At 68.0% G+C, this 16326-nt stretch carries 13 protein-coding genes; 3 read left to right on the forward strand and 10 right to left on the reverse strand.

Translation table 11 applies throughout. The features are described 5' to 3' along the window. The first annotated feature begins 181 nt into the window (after positions 1-181). Complete coding sequence (locus JZ791_RS32920; RefSeq protein ID WP_216899862.1) at positions 182-556, forward strand: DUF6183 family protein; 375 nt, start codon at positions 182-184, stop codon at positions 554-556. A gap of 19 nt (positions 557-575) precedes the next feature. Here JZ791_RS32920 and JZ791_RS32925 read toward each other — a convergent pair whose 3' ends face one another. From JZ791_RS32925 to JZ791_RS32940, 4 genes are all read right to left on the reverse strand, one after another. Then, on the reverse strand, positions 576-1808 hold the full coding sequence (locus JZ791_RS32925) for a CHAT domain-containing protein (protein WP_216899864.1): 1233 nt from the start codon (positions 1806-1808) through the stop codon (positions 576-578). Between the two features lie 110 nt (positions 1809-1918). Beyond that, on the reverse strand, positions 1919-3412 hold the full coding sequence (locus JZ791_RS32930; protein ID WP_216899866.1) for a tetratricopeptide repeat protein: 1494 nt from the start codon (positions 3410-3412) through the stop codon (positions 1919-1921). Between the two features lie 185 nt (positions 3413-3597). After that, positions 3598-4623, reverse strand: a complete 1026-nt coding sequence (locus JZ791_RS32935; protein WP_216899868.1) for a hypothetical protein — start codon at positions 4621-4623, stop codon at positions 3598-3600. Then, positions 4623-5933 carry a hypothetical protein gene (locus tag JZ791_RS32940; RefSeq protein WP_216899907.1) on the reverse strand — a complete coding sequence of 437 codons (1311 nt, stop codon included), beginning with the start codon at positions 5931-5933 and terminating at the stop codon, positions 4623-4625. The genes JZ791_RS32935 and JZ791_RS32940 overlap by 1 nt, the downstream gene beginning before the upstream one ends. Before the next feature lie 169 nt (positions 5934-6102). Between JZ791_RS32940 and JZ791_RS32945 the strand changes: the two genes are divergently transcribed. Together JZ791_RS32945 and JZ791_RS32950 are read left to right on the forward strand one after the other, a co-directional pair. After that, positions 6103-6654: a lipoprotein LpqH gene (locus JZ791_RS32945; protein ID WP_216899870.1), complete on the forward strand. Its 552-nt coding sequence runs from the start codon at positions 6103-6105 to the stop codon at positions 6652-6654. Between the two features lie 2 nt (positions 6655-6656). After that, positions 6657-7457 (forward strand): hypothetical protein, encoded by an 801-nt coding sequence (locus JZ791_RS32950; RefSeq protein WP_216899872.1) that lies wholly within the window; start codon positions 6657-6659, stop codon positions 7455-7457. Positions 7458-7519: 62 nt separating this feature from the next. On the opposite strand, the gene JZ791_RS32955 is transcribed toward JZ791_RS32950, so the two are convergent. From JZ791_RS32955 to JZ791_RS32980, 6 genes are read right to left on the reverse strand one after another with little or no spacing between them, the layout of a single operon-like run. Then, the gene (locus tag JZ791_RS32955; protein ID WP_216899874.1) at positions 7520-8860 is read right to left on the reverse strand and encodes an LLM class flavin-dependent oxidoreductase; all 1341 of its coding nucleotides are present in this window, start codon (positions 8858-8860) and stop codon (positions 7520-7522) included. Positions 8861-8910: 50 nt separating this feature from the next. Next, positions 8911-11781, reverse strand: coding sequence for a DUF5682 family protein (locus tag JZ791_RS32960; protein WP_308163223.1), 2871 nt, complete (start codon positions 11779-11781; stop codon positions 8911-8913). Beyond that, positions 11778-12896 carry an ATP-binding protein gene (locus JZ791_RS32965; RefSeq protein ID WP_216899876.1) on the reverse strand — a complete coding sequence of 373 codons (1119 nt, stop codon included), beginning with the start codon at positions 12894-12896 and terminating at the stop codon, positions 11778-11780. Before JZ791_RS32965 ends, JZ791_RS32960 begins: the two co-directional genes overlap by 4 nt. 13 nt (positions 12897-12909) lie before the next feature. Beyond that, the gene (locus JZ791_RS32970; protein ID WP_254206747.1) at positions 12910-14319 is read right to left on the reverse strand and encodes a vWA domain-containing protein; all 1410 of its coding nucleotides are present in this window, start codon (positions 14317-14319) and stop codon (positions 12910-12912) included. Further along, on the reverse strand, positions 14316-15689 hold the full coding sequence (locus tag JZ791_RS32975) for a hypothetical protein (protein ID WP_216899878.1): 1374 nt from the start codon (positions 15687-15689) through the stop codon (positions 14316-14318). Before JZ791_RS32975 ends, JZ791_RS32970 begins: the two co-directional genes overlap by 4 nt. Next, entirely contained in the window at positions 15689-16198 is a 510-nt protein-coding gene (locus tag JZ791_RS32980; RefSeq protein WP_216899880.1) for a hypothetical protein, read from the reverse strand. Before JZ791_RS32980 ends, JZ791_RS32975 begins: the two co-directional genes overlap by 1 nt. Between the last annotated feature and the right edge of the window lie 128 nt (positions 16199-16326).

The following is a 16326-nucleotide window of genomic DNA, read 5'->3' on the forward strand; positions in this document are numbered from 1 at the left end:
GCATTGGGATTCTCGATATCTCACTCGTTTTCACGGTCGGGGATCGGGCTCGGCGGGGGTGATGGGGTTTCCGCCGCAGCGGTTCGATTGTCCGATGATGGTGCGCGCGAGAATGTTTCATAGCCGGGTTGCGGTTGTGGAGACGCTCGGCGCTTGGGAGTTGTCGAGTTGGATCGAGGGGGTGACCAGCGTGGATGGTGTGGTGGAGGAGGCCGTCGCCCATCAGGTCGCGGTCGGTGGGTGCGGGCACTCGACAGACACCGTGCAGGCGGCGGAGGTCGAATTCGCGGAGGTTTATCCGGCATTGCTCACCATCCTCGGTGGTGCTGCCGCGTACGGAGGTGCGGTTTCCGAATCGCTGGGCCGACTCCGGGTGTGGCGGCTGCTGAGTGCGCTGGCCGGATCGGCCACGGTCGAGGACATCGACGGGTTCGTCGCTCGAATCCGGTGTCTGACCTGGTCTGATCCCTGCGATGAGATCTGGTATCTGCACCTTGCCGTCGAGGACCCGGTGCGGCGGGTGTCCTGGGTGCTGGACGGTCAAGACTTCGATTGACCTCGACCGGCCGACGGTCTCACTGCGTGGTGGCGACGGTGGCGAAGGCTGCCCACAGCAGTGGTGAATCGCGGACCGAGCACTCGTCACGCCAGGCGGTGAGGCGCTCGCGCTGCCATCGCATGAGTGCGGAGATGGGGTCGGGGTGCTCGTGGGCGGTATCGATCGCGCAGACGGTCTCCTGTAGCGGGTGCTGGTCGGTGTTCACGCCCGCGAAGCGCTGGTAGGCCAGGTCGGTGGGGAGGGCCCAGCGGCCTGCGGTGACCAGTTCCGCGCCGCCGTTGATCATGGCCGCCAGTAGGCCGAGGGTTTCGCCGAAGCGTAGGTCGCCGCCGCTTTCGCAGGCGATCAGTGCTACCCGGCTGGGGATCGGCCACAGTTCGGGGCCTGTTCGCGGCTCGCTGTCGAGGGTGTGGGTACCCAGGATCAGGTCCTTGGCCGACAGCGGCCGGTGGGTGCGCTCCGGCGGGACGAAGCCGGAGGTCTCGGCTGTGCACGCCAGGTGGAGGCGGGCGTTCTCGCTGCGGCCGGATTCCGGCGCGGCGGCGGTCACGTGGCCGACGTAGAGCAGGCGGGAGGCGCCCGCTCGCAAGGTGCGGCCCAGCCAGGCTCGATCCTGGTCGTCGCGGCGAAAGGCCTCGACCGGATCCGATACCGCGGGGCGCAGGCGATTGTCCGGGAGGTATCGGCCGATCCGCTTGGTGAGCGGCGCGTGCGCGGACATGCGGCCCAGCACCGAGCCGAGGGCGGAATCGGCGCGGAATCCCGGCACACGGGGATCGAGCACGGCCACCACCGGCAGGTCCCTGGTCTGCGCCCAGGAGCGTGCAATACGCCCGGGTGCGTGAACCAGCCCGGCCGGTGCGAGTTGGCTGATATCGGCGATGTCGAGCAGGCGCAGGCCGGGATCGGGCGCCAGCAGTTCCCAGGGGATCTGTGCTGTCCGGGGCGAGGGTTGCAGCCTGATGTGCGGCCGCACACCGCGGATGTACAGGTCATAGAGTTGCCCGGCGAGACCATGTGGAAGCAGGGTCCGAGAGAGTGCTTGGGCGAGTTCATGTTCGGTGTCGTAGTTGGCGAATGCTCCTGTGGTCAGGGCATATTCGATACCGTTCGCCGAGGGGTCGGGCAGTGAGGCGCTCACGCGAGCCACCACGTCGTCCACCTGGGCCTCGGGTATTGCCGCCACCCCAGCGCTCGCGGTGTCGTCCAGCCAGCGCCACGACACGTAGTGATCACCGGCGTCTGCCATGCGGACCAGCACAGTTGGCTGCCTCGAGCCGGTAAGCTGCTGCGCCTCGCCGGCGTTGGGCTCCGCTGCGGTCCGCGGTGCTGTGTCTGTGGTTTCCTCGCCCCGTCCGTTCACAGTGGTAACACCCGATCGTCGCGGATCTGGCGACCGTACCGGCGTTCGGCCTCGGCGATGTAGTCCTCCAGCACGATTCGCCCGCCGGGTTCGTACCTCAGCCGCGGTGGTGCGGCGATGGCGATGCCCTCGCCCGCCGCGACCTCGGCCAAGGCGGCGGCCAGTGTCAGGGCGCCGGTGAACGCATCCGGTGGCTCCTGCACCTGCGGCATCGTCCAGCTCCCGGGGGCGATGGGCGCCGGTTCGGCGGACTTCACTGTGGCCCCGGCACATTGGGCTTCGATGAGATCGGAGACGAGCCCGGCGTCACCGCAGCGGTAGGCCAACCGGAATGCCGAGCGCATGGCGGGCTCGGCCACCTCCCGGTTCCAGCGATGGCGTTGCTCACCGCCGGGAAAGGTATGGCGCACCGCGTCGATGGCCAGGGCGGACGGCACCGCGAGCCAGAGGGCCTCGGTGAGCGCTTCCGGCCCGGCATCGCCGAGCGCTGATTCGAGTAGTCGCGCATGCCAGAAATCGACCTGGGCACAGTGCAGACCGAGACCGTGCTCGGCGAACACCTGGAACGATTCCGCGAGCAGTCGCCGCGCTTCGTCGTGACGACCGAGCGAAAACGCCGCCGTCGCAACGCGAATACGAGCGTCGGCGGCCTCCAGCGTCGCATCCGAGGCGGTGAACTGCGTGAGGCTACGCCCGTACAGTTCGTACGCCTGCGCACCCGCGCCGCGCAGCTCGGCGACGAAACCCTGTGCCTTCAGGCCGATCCCGGCCCGGGGGCCGAGCCCGGAGCGTTCGAAATACTTCTGGCTCGCCGCGAGCAGCGGCACGGCCTCCTGCGGGCTTCCGGATCTGATGTGCATCAGCGCGATATTCTGCTGGGTCTCCGCGACGCCGTTGTGGTCCTCGGCCGTGCCGAACGCATCGAGTGCCTGGTATGCGAAGTCCAGCGCCAGCTCGCCGCGCCCGGTCTCGAAGTACGCGGCGGCCAGATTCATCAGCGGATGTCCGGCCAGCGGCGGCGCGAATCGCCTGGCGGAATCCAGGGATTCGGTCGCCAACTCGATGGCGTAAACCCATTGCTGGCGGTGGATGGCGACCGCGGTGCACGACAGCAGGCAGGCCACCCGCAGCGTGCCCTGCTCGGGATCGTCGGTGAGCAGCGACCGCGCCTCGGTCAGCGCGGCCTGTGCTCCGTCGAGATCGCCGAGATGCTGCAACGCCTGCGACATGTTGACCAGGGCGGTGGGCCGCATCGCACCGGCATCGCCGGGCATCTCGGTCAGCGCGGCCTGGAACCAGCCGACCGCGCGGCGGTGCTCGCCGAGTTCATCGGCCATACTCGCCGCATTGACCATGGCCGCCAATCGCATTCGTCCCGAGATCGCCCGTGCCGCGTCTTCGAAGATCCGCAGAGCGCCCGCCGCGTCACCGCCCTGGTAGGCGGTGGCGCCGGCCTGGAGCAGAGCGCGTCCCTCGGCATCGTCGTCCATCTCACGGCTTCCCGGCCCCGGCGACGATCACGCCACGGCTTGTGATCCGACGCTGCTGCGCGACAACGGTGTACGCCTTGCCGACCCCCGTGGCGCCTGCGAGCGAACTCGGCGTGGTCGACCGGCTTCTCGATGCGGCGCAGAGGCTGGAGTCCGAGGTGTGAGCTGTCGTTCCGTATCGCATATCAGAAGTCCGTATCGGTAGTGGCGGCGGCGATCTCGGCCAGCAGCATGGTGTCGTCGGGTGCCCGGCCCGCATTGCGTAGCCGAGCGGCGGCGAATTCCCTGAGCTGCGGGCGAATTCGGGCGTCATCCGGATCGGCGACATCGGAGGGTCCGACACCGGGCACGTGAATATCCACTGCCACAGTGGATTCCCAGCCGTCCGGAGCGGCTGCCGACCCCGTCCAGAGGTCGCCGGTGAGGGTCAGCTCGGCCACAGCGGTGGCGGCGGGAGTGCGGATCAGGGCTCGGGGATGTAGGTGGGGTGGTACGGGAGTGTGCAAGCCGGGCGCCGCCACGGCGGACACCTGGATCACTGTCGTCCCAGGGCGACGCCGAACCTCCCAGGACAGCGTTCGTTCGGAGGCGTCGACGATGCCCGGTGGACAGCGCCGCCAATCCCAGCCGCCGGTGCCTCGGGCCAGCACCAGGACGTCGGTGACGGTCGTCGGACCGGCTGCGAGCGCGTAATCCTCGGCACGGTCCGCGCCGGAGCGAGACGCGAGATCGTCGTCCTCGTACGCGTCGATCGCATCGGCGCCGTCGACGAGTAGGTCGCATTCGGTTGTGAGCGTTCTGATATCAACGTCGATCAGCCGCTCGTCGAGCGGAGGGATGCCGTCCAAGGTAGAGGCGGGCCACCACCGTGCCGCCCAGTGCGCATAGCCGAGTTTGTATGCCCGTGGCGCCAGTTCAGGCAGGCCGGGGTCAGGCGTGAACTCGGTTGGCACGCTGTCGAAATCGGCGACCGCGAGTGCGATGTCAGCGCCGTACACCGCCCAGATCCACTCCTGGGCGGCCTCCGTATCATCGATCAAGGCCACTGGAAACCGCTGCGAGGCAAGCACACTCCACACCAAATGCCCACCGCGCACTTCCAGCACCGCCGTATCCAATGGTGCGGTGCCCTCACCCAGTGTCGGCGCCACCTCGGGGCCGATGAACATCGTGCCCGCCGGGCCGCCGCGAACGATGATCCGATCCGACATCAGCTCACCCTCGATTCGGCTGAATCCGCTTCGACGCCTGTCGAACTCGTGCTGAGCGCCTGCTTCACCCGCATCCGGTGGTCGAGCATCACGGACCGGGCCACCCCATCCAGCACGTCCCAGAACTCGCTCGCCTCGGTCAGCGGTAACTCGCGAACGTCGCGGCCGTGCAGCCGAACCCACAATCGGCGCAGATACGGCCGCCAGGGTGTGCGCAGGTCGGCGGCGACGGTGGTCAGCGGACCGCCGGGCTCGTCCGAGGTCCGGACTGCGAGCCGACGAGCCTGTAGTACGTACGCCTCGCGCCGCCAGCGCCCATTGATCACCTGCTGCGCGATTGTCTCGACCGTCGGATCCTCGCCGAGGGGTCGCAGTCCCAGGGCCAGGACCACCCCCGCCGCGGCGGCCAGGCGCAGCGACTCGTCCAGCAGCGCCCACGGCGCACAACTGCGCGCGATCTCCGCCCCGACCAGTTCGGGAACGGTCGGCAGATCGGCCCGATCCAGCGCCGCCTGCAGGACGGTGAAGACCCGCTCGTAGATCGACCGATCGAACGGTCTCGGCAGGGTGGCCGTCGAGGCGGTCGAGCCCAGCGGCGGCGGTGGTGGCGCGGGCTGGTCGGTCAGCCCGAGATGCTCTGCGTTCGGCACGGTTTCGGCGAACCACAACCGGATCCCGGAGTGTGTTCCGGCATACTGGGCCAGTAGTTTGCCGATCGCGGTCTGCCCCTCTCTCGTAGAAGCACCTCGTGCGGCGGCACAGGCATCGAGCAGGGTGGCGAGTTCGGCCGCAGGGTCCGTGCGTGCGCCGTCGTGCATCGGCCTGCGCTGCCAGGCCACCCGGATCAGATCGGTCAACTCCCGGACGCGGTCGGGCTCGGTCAGATACTCCCGCAGCGCCCGAGTGGTTCGCCCGGCCGCGAATCCATGGAGTTCGAGCAGTGCGGTCTCGGCGATCCCACTGTCCCGCAGACGATCCGGTGGACCACTGGCCGTCGCGAGCTCGAAGCATCGCTGAAAGTACAGGTCCTGTGGATTGCCGTCGGTGATCCGCAGGCTCCGCCGAACCTGTTTGAGCAGGGTGAACCATTCGGCGGTGGCCCGCAGCGCCGGTGCCGCCGCGTGCACCCGGGTGATCACCTCGGCCGCACCCTCGGTCGTGACGATAGGCCCGGCGCACAGCGGGTTCTGCACCGGCCGGATCACCAGCGGGTCCAGGATCAGCTTGATGGTGCGGCGCAGCGGGCCGCCCTGGGCCCCGCTGAGCGCCTCGACGCCGTCGAGGGCACGCCAGGCCTCATCCAGCACCATGTCGCGAGGGCGTCGCATTTGCTCAGGTTAGACGGTATTTACGGCGTACTCCACCCTGCGTATGGCCGATCGCCGCCGGCGCAAACCTGGGATCGGTAGGGATCCGATCGTTTCTACATTTCTCGCATCGGCTCAACCACCACGAGCCGCATCTATTCGGAGGAATCTCATGAGCACCACACCTGTTCGCCTGTGCGCCGCCGGTCTCGCCGCCTCCGCGGCCCTCGCCCTGGCCCTGACCGGCTGCAGCAGTTCATCGAAGACCACGTCCCCGACGCCCGTCGCCGCCTCGGCCGCGCCGGTCTCGCAGACATCCGCGGCCGCGACCCCGGGCGCTTCGACGCTGTCCGTGGACGGCAAAGCCGTCTCCGCCATTTTCATGACCACCTGCGTGAACCAGGGCAGCTTGCTCGCCCTCGCCTTGACCGATACCGGCAACGCGAGCTACGGCAACCTGGCGGTGAGCGCTACCGTCGCCGGCGGCGGGACCGTGCAGGCGGTCGGGATCAGCGGCAGCAAGGGCGGTTCGTCCGGGCTGCCGTATGCCATCGGATTCGGCAAGGGCGCGCCGGGTGGGTCTGCGTCGGTCACCAAGAGCGGCAAGACCTTCCGGATCACCGGCCAGGGCGTCGGCACCCCGGACCCGAGCAATCCGCTCGGCGGGGTGAAGTCCTCGAAGTTCGATATCACCTTCGCCTGCCCGACCGTGATCGGAGGCTGATCATGACCACGAGGATTCGAGCGCTGGCGCTCGTGGCCGGTGCAGTCGCAATCGGGTATTACCTCTGGCACGGATTGACCTTCCACTCGGACGGGCTCTATGACGGCGAAATCGGCTGGGTCGGTTGGCAGATGGCGTTGCCGATCGTCGCCCTGGCCGTCGTGCCGATCGTGTTCGCCTTCAGCGGCGAGGGTATCGCCCAGGCTCTCACCGGCCGCAACAGCGCGGCATTCCGCGCGGGTCCGGTCGGGATCGGGACCGTGACCTCGGTCCGGCAGACCGGAGTGAGCGTCAACGACCAGCCCCAGGTCCGACTGGATCTGCGCGTCGAGGGGGCCGACGGTCACGCCTTCGATTCCCAGGCGAAGATCATCGTCCCGCTCACCGAACTCGCACTGATGCGGCCCGGAGTCGTCCTGCCGGTCCGCTACCTCCCGGGTCGCACCGACAGGGTCGAGATCGATCGATCCGGGGACCGGGCCCAGATGCAGAATACCTGGAACGAGAACATGATTCGGCGTGGCCTGACCACCCGCGGCAAGCTCGACATCGCCGCCCGTGGCATTGCCGCCCAGGCTGTCGTGCAGTCGCTGTCGGTGCCCGGCGAGATTCGCGACGGCTACACCAAGGTAGCCCTGGAACTGGCGGTGACCCGCCCCGATGGCACCATTTTCAGCACCAGCACCGCAAAGTTCGTACCGTCCGGCAGCGTCGAACTGGTCCAGATCGGCCGAGTCGTCCAGGTGCACTACCTACCCGGGGCAGAGGAGGACGTCGTCATCGCATTACCGGTCCAAACATGAATCAGCACAACCGAAACCGCCGCAGTCCGACCCGGGCTGCGGCGGCTTCCTGTGGTTCTCCTTCACCGGGCGATCGCGCTCTCGGCCACGGTGAACTGATTCTCCGGACGAGCCAGGCCGTAGTGACCGCGCAGCGTGGTCGACTCGTATTCGGTTCGGAACAGCCCGCGCTGCTGCAGGATCGGCACCACCTGGTCGACGAACGTCTCCAGTCCCGACGGCAGGACCGCGGGCATGATGTTGAATCCGTCCGCGGCGCCGGAAACGAACCACTCCTGGATGGTGTCGGCGACCTGTTCCGCGGTGCCCGCGAAGGTGCGATGACCGCGACCGCCGCCGAGCCGGGCGATGAGCTCGCGCACGGTCAGCCGTTCCCGGCGGGCGAGGTTGACGATCAGCGTGAATCGGCTCTTCGCGTCCTGGATGTCGTCCTCGAGCGGAAGGTCCTCGGGCAGTTGGCCATCCAGATCCAAGGCCTCCACCGGCAGGTTGAATCGCTCGGCGAGGTTGCGGCGCTGGTAATCCGGCAGGATCAGGTTGGCCAGTTCCTCGTCGAGTTCGCGGGCATGCGCCTCGGTGTCGCCGATGACGGGCACGATTCCCGGCAGGATCTTGACGGCCTCCGGATCGCGGCCGAGTCGTCGCGCGCGGTCCTTCAGATCGGTGTAGAACGCCTTGCCGTCGTCGAGGGTCTGCTGCGCGGTGAAGACGGCTTCGGCGTAACGCGCCGCGAATCCCTTCCCGTCCTCGGACGAACCCGCCTGCACCAGAACGGGATACGCCTGTGGGGAGCGCGGCACGTTCAGCGGTCCGGCCACCCGGAAGAACTCGCCGGCGTGATCGAACTGGTGCACCTTGTCCGGGTCGGAGTGGATGCCGATCTGCTTGTCGCCGACGTAGGCGTCGTCGTCCCAGCTGTCCCAGAGTTTCGTCGAGACGTCGACGAATTCGGCGGCCTTCTCGTAGCGCAGCCGATGGTCGGGGACGTCGTCCAAGCCGAAATTGCGGGCCGCGTCGGCGCCCGCGGTGGTGACGATATTCCAGCCCACCCGCCCGCCGGATACCCAATCCACCGAGGCGAACCGCCTGGCGAGGTTGTATGGGTCGTTATAACTGGTCGAGGCGGTGGCGATGAGGCCGATCCGGCTGGTGCGCAGGGCGGCGGCGGTGAGCAGGATCGTCGGCTCCAGCTTGCCCGTCGGCCGCTGTCCCGGTTCGGCTTCCAGGACAGGGGAGTCGGCGAAGAAGATCGAGTCGAACAGGCCACGCTCGGCGATCTGCGCCAGCCTGATGTAATGCTCGACGTCCATGTGCGCCAGCGGATCCGACTCCGGTAGCCGCCAGGAGGCTTCGTGGTGGCCGGTGGACATCAGGAACGCGTTCAAATGCAGGGTTCTGCTCATGACACACTCGAGGCTCGGCGAACATGGATCATGGCAGTTATTTTGCAAACCTAATGGTCTTGTCGGAAGTATTGGATTCGCGCTGACCCGAAGAGTTGCGTTCGACGATGCCGTGAAGAGCGACCCGGCGACACTCCGAGTTGCGCCGCCAGTGCGGCGGCGGTGTGGGGGAACCGATCGAGCAAGTCGGTGGCCTCGCGGTTTCCGGTCGGTTCGGTCTCCTGCCAGCCTCCCTGGATGCCGAGCAAGCCGGCGAGCGCGTCGCAGGTGGCTGGGTGGGCGGACAGGAGGCCGGTGACCGGTCCGCGCGCCGCCGCCATCACCGGCGTCGCGGTCGGGGCGGGTTCGGCCGACCAGGGTGGGACGAAGGTGTCTACGGCGGGCAGTGCGCCGGGGAAGGTGCGGCCCGCCTCTCGGACCAGTCCGGGGATCAGGCTTCCTGTCTGATCCTTCAGCGTGGTGATGAGCTTCGGCAGCCACGGCAGCAGCACCGTGTCCGGCAGGGTGCCGAACGCCTTCGACAACAGCTCCACGACAAAGGGTTTCAATCCGGGGGCAGGGTCGATGGCTTGGACGAATCCGCTCACGTATTGCGGGACCGTCGGCAGTACCAGTGGATTGGACAGCATCGCGTCGCAGCGCTCGCGCAGTTCGGCCATGGTCAGCAGCCCGAGTTGGAACCGCGCTGCCCACAGCAGGGCTACTTTGGCCGGTGTCTCCGGATGCGATTGGAGTACGGCCAATTCCAATTGGGTGTGGTCGCAGCCCAGGGACAGGGCCAGGTTTTCCATGCCGAACAGGAAGCCCAGCACGGCTGCTACCTGGGCCGGGACGGTTTCCTCGGCGGCGAAGGCGGTGGGCAGCAGGGTGCAGTAGTGGGCGTAGCCGGCCGTGACGAAGCGCTCGCACCAGGCCGGGAGGCCGTCTGCGGTGGAGCGGAAGTAGTTGAGCAGCAGTCGGATTCGGTGCAGCACCACGGGCGCGTCGTCCACGGTTCGTTCGGCGGCCAGGAGTTCGACCGCGCGGTGGCCCAGTTCGTCGGCGAGCCGGACCGACCTGAGATAGACGAGCGCGTCCTCGACCGCCGCCAGCGCGAGCGCCGCTGTCGCGTCCGGCGTGGCGACCGCGGCCCGCAGACGCTGTTCCAGTACCTGCTCCACCGATACGCCCTCGTAGCCGAGTTCCACCAGTGACCGTTGGTGCTTGCCGAGCCCGATGTCCCAGCTCTCCTGGATCGAGGTCTCACCCAGGCCGCGCGAGCCCATGATGGGGCGCAGCGCGTCCTGCGGCAGCAGTCTGCGCAGCAGCCACAGCAGGTCCGAGCACGGTCGCAGGTTCGGATCGGCCTTCAGGTCCAGCAGCGCGCGCTGCAGCGTGCGCTTGGACAGATCCAATCCCAGGGGTTCCAGCCGGTCGAGCACGTCGCGGGCAAGCGGCGGCAGGGCCGCGTAGCCGACCTGGCCGATGCGGTCGCCGCCGAGCAGGATCTCGCACAGCCGCCGCACATCGCGCCGACCCGGTACCCGGTCCTTCTCGATGCAGGTGACGGCCGCGTCCTGGAAGTCATACGGCGTCGGACGGGCGCGATTACGCAAGCCCGCCAGCAGGATCGAGGTCTCGAAGATGGAGATGGCGTCGGCCGTGCTGGCCAGATAGCCGTTGTGCCGGGCCAGCCGGACGATATCCACCGACCATTCCAGGAGTTCGGCCTCGTCCAGTGGGTCCAGGACCGGCGGCCGGGACAGGAACCCCGAAAGCCTGTCCGTCACTGCGTCCTCCGTTTCCGCCGGAAGGACCTCCAGCTTCGTGGAGCGCTTGGTCGTCCCCTGCTGGCCCTCCAGCTGGAAGGACCGCACTCGGCCGCGCCGCAGGCCCTTCGCCCAGGTGGCCGCCGCGATCGACACCGCGCCACCGGCGAGCCCGAACTGCGCCTCGATGGCCGAGTGGCTGGACGGGATCAGCCCGTAGTGCCACTTGGTCGCCGAGCGCGGCGTGATCTCGAAGGCCGCCTCCGCCGCGGCCAGTCCGAACTGTTCGACCGGGCTGGCCGCATGCGCCGCGCCGCAGACGTACAACGCCCGTGCCGGATCGATTTCGTTGGCGCCCAGGTGTTCCCGCATGCGGGTCCACATATACCGTTCGCGGTCCTCGTCTTCGGCGGTGCTACCGCGGCGCAGCCGCCGGAACAGGCTGCCGATCATCACCATGACCTGGCGGTAGGTGTCGTAGTCGGCGTCCACGAGGGGCTGCTCCACATACTGGTCCCACCACTCCGACCAGTGCCGGACCTTGCCGTGGTGCAGCAGATGTTCTTCCAGCTCGGCGAAACGTGGCCGGAGATCACCGATTTCGATGCCGACCGCCTCGCCGTGCAGGCCCTCGTTCTCGGGCTGCTCACCCTCGGCGGACGCATCCGACTTCTGGCCCTGGGGAGCCCACTGGAAGACGTGATCGGTGGACCGATCGACCAGCACCAGTTCGACGCCGGGCGTATCGAGCGCGTAGGCGATGGCTTGGTACTCGGCCGACGATTCGGTGATCGGTGCGACCACCGACAGCGGCGCCCACTCCGCCGGGAAGCCGTCGACCTCGGTGGCGAAGGCCTGCAGGGCGATCGGTAGCCGGCAGTTGCGCAGCTCGTCCAGCAGCGGCCGCATATCCTCGCACAGTTCCAGGTAGATGACGCTCGGCCGCTTCTCGCGCAGCCGCCGCACCATCGCCAGACCGGAGGCGGGGGAGTGATGGCAGACCGGGAAGATCTCCAGCCGCTCCGCGAGCGCTCGGCCGACATCGTCGACCATGCCCGCCAGGATGTCGCCGGCGGCCCCGGGCGCGCCCGCGAACGCGACGGCCGCGTCGGACAACTGATCCCGCAGCGCGGCAAAGGTATTCGGTGCGGTCCTGGTATCGGGGACAGTCACGACAGCCTCGCGATCGCCGCCCGGCCACCCTCCAGGAATTCACCCCAGGCGGCATTGCCCTTCTTGTCCTTGGTCCGCGGCTCGACCACGCCGTGCAGGTACTTGTTGAGAATGGCCAGGTCCTCGGGGGTGCGCCGGGCCAGGGAACCGACCAGCGAACCGGCGAGGGTCTCGGCGCGCAACTCCTTCGCGCCGAAGAATTGGCTGTGCAGGATGGCGTCCTCGAGCACGCCGATCTGCTCGGCGGTGGACAGCGCCGACTCCAGCTTGTCGTCGTCGCTGGTGGCGGCGGACGCCGCGGCGCGCAGATCGGCGAAGCTCTCCAGCAGGATATCCAGCAGCGTGGGCGGCAGTTCCAGTTCGATGGAATGGCGACGCAGCAGTTCCGCGGTGCGGAAGCGCACGATCTCCGCCTCGCTCTTCTTGTTGGACACGATAGGGATTCGCACGAAGTTGAAGCGACGTTTGAGCGCCGAGGACAGGTCGTTGACGCCCCGGTCGCGACTGTTGGCGGTGGCGATGATGGAGAAGCCGGGCTGCGCGAACACCACATTGTCGTCGTCGAGTTCGGGGATCGACACGTACTTCTCCGACAGGATGGAGATCAGCGCGTCCTGCACATCGCTGGTGGAGCGGGTGAGCTCCTCGAAGCGGCCGATCACGCCCTGCTCCATGGCCGTCATGATCGGGGACGGGATCATCGACTCCCGCGACTGGCCCTTGGCGATGACCATGGAGATGTTCCACGAATACTTGATGTGGTCTTCGGTGGTCCCGGCGGTGCCCTGCACCACCAGGGTGGAATTGCGGCTGATGGCCGCGGACAGCAGTTCGGCCAGCCAGCTCTTGCCGGTACCCGGATCGCCGATGAGCAGCAGACCCCGGTCCGAGGCCAGGGTGACGATGCTGCGCTCGACGAAGCTGCGGTCACCGAACCACTTCTGCTCCACCGCGCGGTCAAGTCCGTCGGCGCGCTCGGAGCCGAGTACGAACAGCCGCACCATTTTCGGGCTCAGTCGCCACGCGAACGGCTTGGGGCCCTCGTCGATGGACTCCAGCCAATCCAGTTCCTCGGCATACTTGACCTCGGCGGGGGCACGCAAAACGTCGTTCATGAGGGGTTGTCTCCTAGTCGAGAAAGTTCTTGAGTTCGTTGACGAGCTTCTGGATGCGCCCGGAAATCACCGGGGTGCCGAGGTTTTTGAACCGCTCGCGGAACCACGGGTTGACGCTCTGGTGGCCGGAGCTGTTCACCGAGCCGACCGGGATGAGCTTCACCCCGGAGCGGTGCACCGCCTCCATGGCCTCGAACAGCGGCTGGGAGCGATCGAACTCGTAGAAGTCCGAAATCCACGCCAGCACGGTGTTCTTCGGGTCGGTGATTTTGGGCTGGGCCATGGCCATGGCGACCGGGCCGTCGTTGCCGCCGCCGAGGTTGGTGCGAAGAAGCACCTCGAACGGGTCGTGCACCCACGGGGTGAGATCGAGGGCGCGGGTGTCGTAGGCGATGAGATGCACATCCACCTTGGGCAGGCCCGCGAAGATCGACGCCAGAATGGTGCAGTTCACCATCGAGTCGACCATGGAACCGGACTGGTCCACCACCACGATCATGCGAGCCGGGACGGTGCGCTTGGCGGTCTGGCGATAGTAGAGACGGTCGACGTAGAGGCGCTCGTCCTGGGGGTTCCAGTTGGGCAGGTTCTTCCAGATGGTCCTGTCCACATCCAGATTGCGCAGGATGCGTTTGGGCGGGACCGAGCGGTCGACGTCGCCGGCGCTGGCCTGCTGCACCTGGGTGCGCAGGACTTCGGCGACCTCGTCGATATAGCAGCGAATGAGGCGTTTGGCATTGGCCAGGGCCACGCCGGACAGATTGTGCTTGTTGCGCAACAGCTGTTCGATGAGCGACATACTCGGGGTGAGTTGAGCGGCCAGGTGCGGATCGGCCAGTACCTCGCGCAGCCGCATGCGGGATACCAGTTCGCCTTCCAGGCCGGTGAGCACGCCGTGCACGGCGCCGGCGCCTTCCTCGCCCAGGCAGCGACGTAGCCAGGTGGCATCGGACTGCCAGCACGCCAGCTGGGTGGCAGCGACCTCGCCGGACCCGGTGGCGAAGACGTTCAGCAGCAGTTTGGAAACCAGTGCGGCGGTGCGCACATCGGCCGCGTCGATGGGTCGGGGCGTTTCGACTCCGGTCGCATCCTCGGCGACCTCGGTCGCGGAGTTCTCGGCGGTGGATTCTCCAGCTGCGGAGTCCTCGGTCGCGGAGAAGTCGAGACGTTCGAAATCCGCCTTCATCTCCGGATAACGTTGCACCACATTGTCGATCGACATGCCCGGATCGAGCACGGCCAGCGGCAAACCCAGGTCGCCGACGATGCCCGCACTGGCCTGTTCCAGCGTCGGTTGCTGGTCTCCGGCGAAAACACCGGCCAGCAGACGCCAGTACAGGATCTGACGCCGTGTCTCGTGATTCGGCGCACCGTCCACCCGACTGCCGCCCTCCATGGAATCGTTTCGCGATGCGGTAGTCATCGGCGCAGCAACCGTCCTGCGCGCTCGCGCAACACCGCGACGGCATCGCCCGACTTCGCTTGCGCCTTGGCGACTTTCGGATCGGTCGGGCCCAGTGCCCAGTCACCGTTGTGGAAGGCGGCGAGCGCGCTCTTGACCTTGCGCCGCACGGCGAGCGGTCGCAGCGACCAGCCGCCATCCCAGCGCAACACTCCGATCACGGCGCTGGAGGCGCCCACAGCGGCCGGAGTGAGGGGACCGGCGGACGGCAGCGCGTCCAGTTCCACTCTAATTCGCTGATCACCCAGCTCCAGCACACCGTCGCTGAACCTGTACCCCTCCAGGAGAACCGGTTCGGCGATGTGCACCGGATCGCGATCCAGCGGGGCGGCGGACGGGCCCTGTGCCTGCGGCAACTGCACGGTGGCGGTGACGAATGGATCCGCGGCATCACCGGCCTTCGCCCGGTCGTCATCCCAGAGCAGATCCCCGGTCGCGGTCAGCGGCATGTCGGTCAGCTCCAGTGCGCGGTGTTCGGCCAGCGCGGTGAGCAACTGCCGATGCACACCCAGCAGCTGCCATATCGCCGGTCCCGCGATGGTGTCCACCTTGGCCGCCGCCACCGACACCCGCACCCGGCGGGCCGGTGCGCCCGCGATCTCGATCACGCCGTGCAACTGCGCCTGCACCGCGGTCCCGTGCTCGTGAAGCTCCACGCCCAGCGGCAGCAGCCGGCCCGAAACCGACTCGCTCGCAGTGGATCCCGTGCCCCGCCGGGACAGCAGCAGTGCGCGCGTCCAGAGATCGGCCCAGCGTCGCGCGGGCACCCTGTCCATGGTGGCGATCGGTGCGCAGGCGCTGAGTTCGGCGGTGAAGCCGTCCAGGAGCATCGCCAAGCGCCGCAGCGTGGGTTCGGCCAGTAGTGATTCCACGGTGCGATCCGCGGCCGCCACCAGGTCGTGGTCCACGCCGCGCCATCCGGCGATGGCCAGTTCGCCCAGCCAGGCGCGGGAACCCGCCGCGAGCGGGCTCGGGGTGGCGCCATCCGGTGCGGTTGTCCACTCGAATCGGCTGCGGCCCAATGCCGTATCGGCCTGATCGATCAGTGCGTCGTGCACCGAGCCCAGGAGTGCGGCGCGGGCGGCGGCCAGCGCGGTCAGTTCGTCGGCGCCGATCGCCCCCGTGCTCACCTTCGATACCGCCGCCGAGACCGCCTCGGCCAGTGGCGAACCCGCCACCGCCGCGGCCAGCGCCGCCAGCGCCGCGCTCTGCGGCTCGGAGACCCTGGCGAAGCCGTTGACCAGTGCGGTGTCGAAGCCGCTCACCACGTCCAGGGCTGCCTCGACGCCGACCGGCGCATCCGCCAGCGCGGCCAGCTGTACAGCCTGCATCAGCGACCCACCCCCGCGGGGAACCAGTGCAGCTCCGGGATCGGCGTCGCACTACCCGGCAGCTCCAGGTAGGTCAGATGCCGCAGGAACCGGCTGAACACCGCGGCGGCCGGAGCCGGATCGCGAGTCCCGTTGAGGCAGGCGGCGAGTCGGTCGCCCTCGGGGACCTCGACACGCAGGAAACGCGCCACCCGGTCCTGCCCGTACTGGAGCACCGCCTCATCGATGAGCGCGTCCAGATGCTTGCAGACCCATCCCTGATTCAACCCGCCGCACGGCCGGTTGTTGTTGGTACTGCAGCTCAGCCCGTGCGTCCCCGCTGTCACCGACGCCACGTACACGCGTGAGATATCGGAGCCGCTCGAGACCACGCCCTGCAGGCGTCCGTCGGCCAGCTCCACGAACGGCACTTTGTTCAGCTTGCGCGGTGCGACGGCGGGCAAAACCCGTACGACAGAAGCGCTTTCCCACGCCGGTTCCTCCGGCGGGGCACTCGGATTCGAGGCCATCGTTCTTCCTCCCGGTCGATCACGATGGGCTCAAGGTATTCGACGGCACCGACAAGTTCCGCCGCGGTCCCGAATCGGCCGGTAAAGAGCTCTTTCGCAAGGGCTTTCGGGTGCGTCCGGCGGCGATG

The organism is Nocardia alni (assembly GCF_019038435.1).
Lineage (GTDB): Bacteria > Actinomycetota > Actinomycetes > Mycobacteriales > Mycobacteriaceae > Nocardia > Nocardia alni.

Coding starts and splice junctions, on each gene's coding strand:
- JZ791_RS32945 (WP_216899870.1), top strand. CDS start 6,103: ATGAGCACCACACCTGTTCGCCTGTGCGCCGCCGGTCTCGCCGCCTCC.
- JZ791_RS32970 (WP_254206747.1), bottom strand. CDS start 14,319: ATGACTACCGCATCGCGAAACGATTCCATGGAGGGCGGCAGTCGGGTG.
- JZ791_RS32965 (WP_216899876.1), bottom strand. CDS start 12,896: ATGAACGACGTTTTGCGTGCCCCCGCCGAGGTCAAGTATGCCGAGGAA.
- JZ791_RS32955 (WP_216899874.1), bottom strand. CDS start 8,860: ATGAGCAGAACCCTGCATTTGAACGCGTTCCTGATGTCCACCGGCCAC.
- JZ791_RS32950 (WP_216899872.1), top strand. CDS start 6,657: ATGACCACGAGGATTCGAGCGCTGGCGCTCGTGGCCGGTGCAGTCGCA.
- JZ791_RS32975 (WP_216899878.1), bottom strand. CDS start 15,689: ATGCAGGCTGTACAGCTGGCCGCGCTGGCGGATGCGCCGGTCGGCGTC.
- JZ791_RS32925 (WP_216899864.1), bottom strand. CDS start 1,808: ATGGCAGACGCCGGTGATCACTACGTGTCGTGGCGCTGGCTGGACGAC.
- JZ791_RS32930 (WP_216899866.1), bottom strand. CDS start 3,412: ATGGACGACGATGCCGAGGGACGCGCTCTGCTCCAGGCCGGCGCCACC.
- JZ791_RS32935 (WP_216899868.1), bottom strand. CDS start 4,623: ATGTCGGATCGGATCATCGTTCGCGGCGGCCCGGCGGGCACGATGTTC.
- JZ791_RS32980 (WP_216899880.1), bottom strand. CDS start 16,198: ATGGCCTCGAATCCGAGTGCCCCGCCGGAGGAACCGGCGTGGGAAAGC.
- JZ791_RS32940 (WP_216899907.1), bottom strand. CDS start 5,933: ATGGTGCTGGATGAGGCCTGGCGTGCCCTCGACGGCGTCGAGGCGCTC.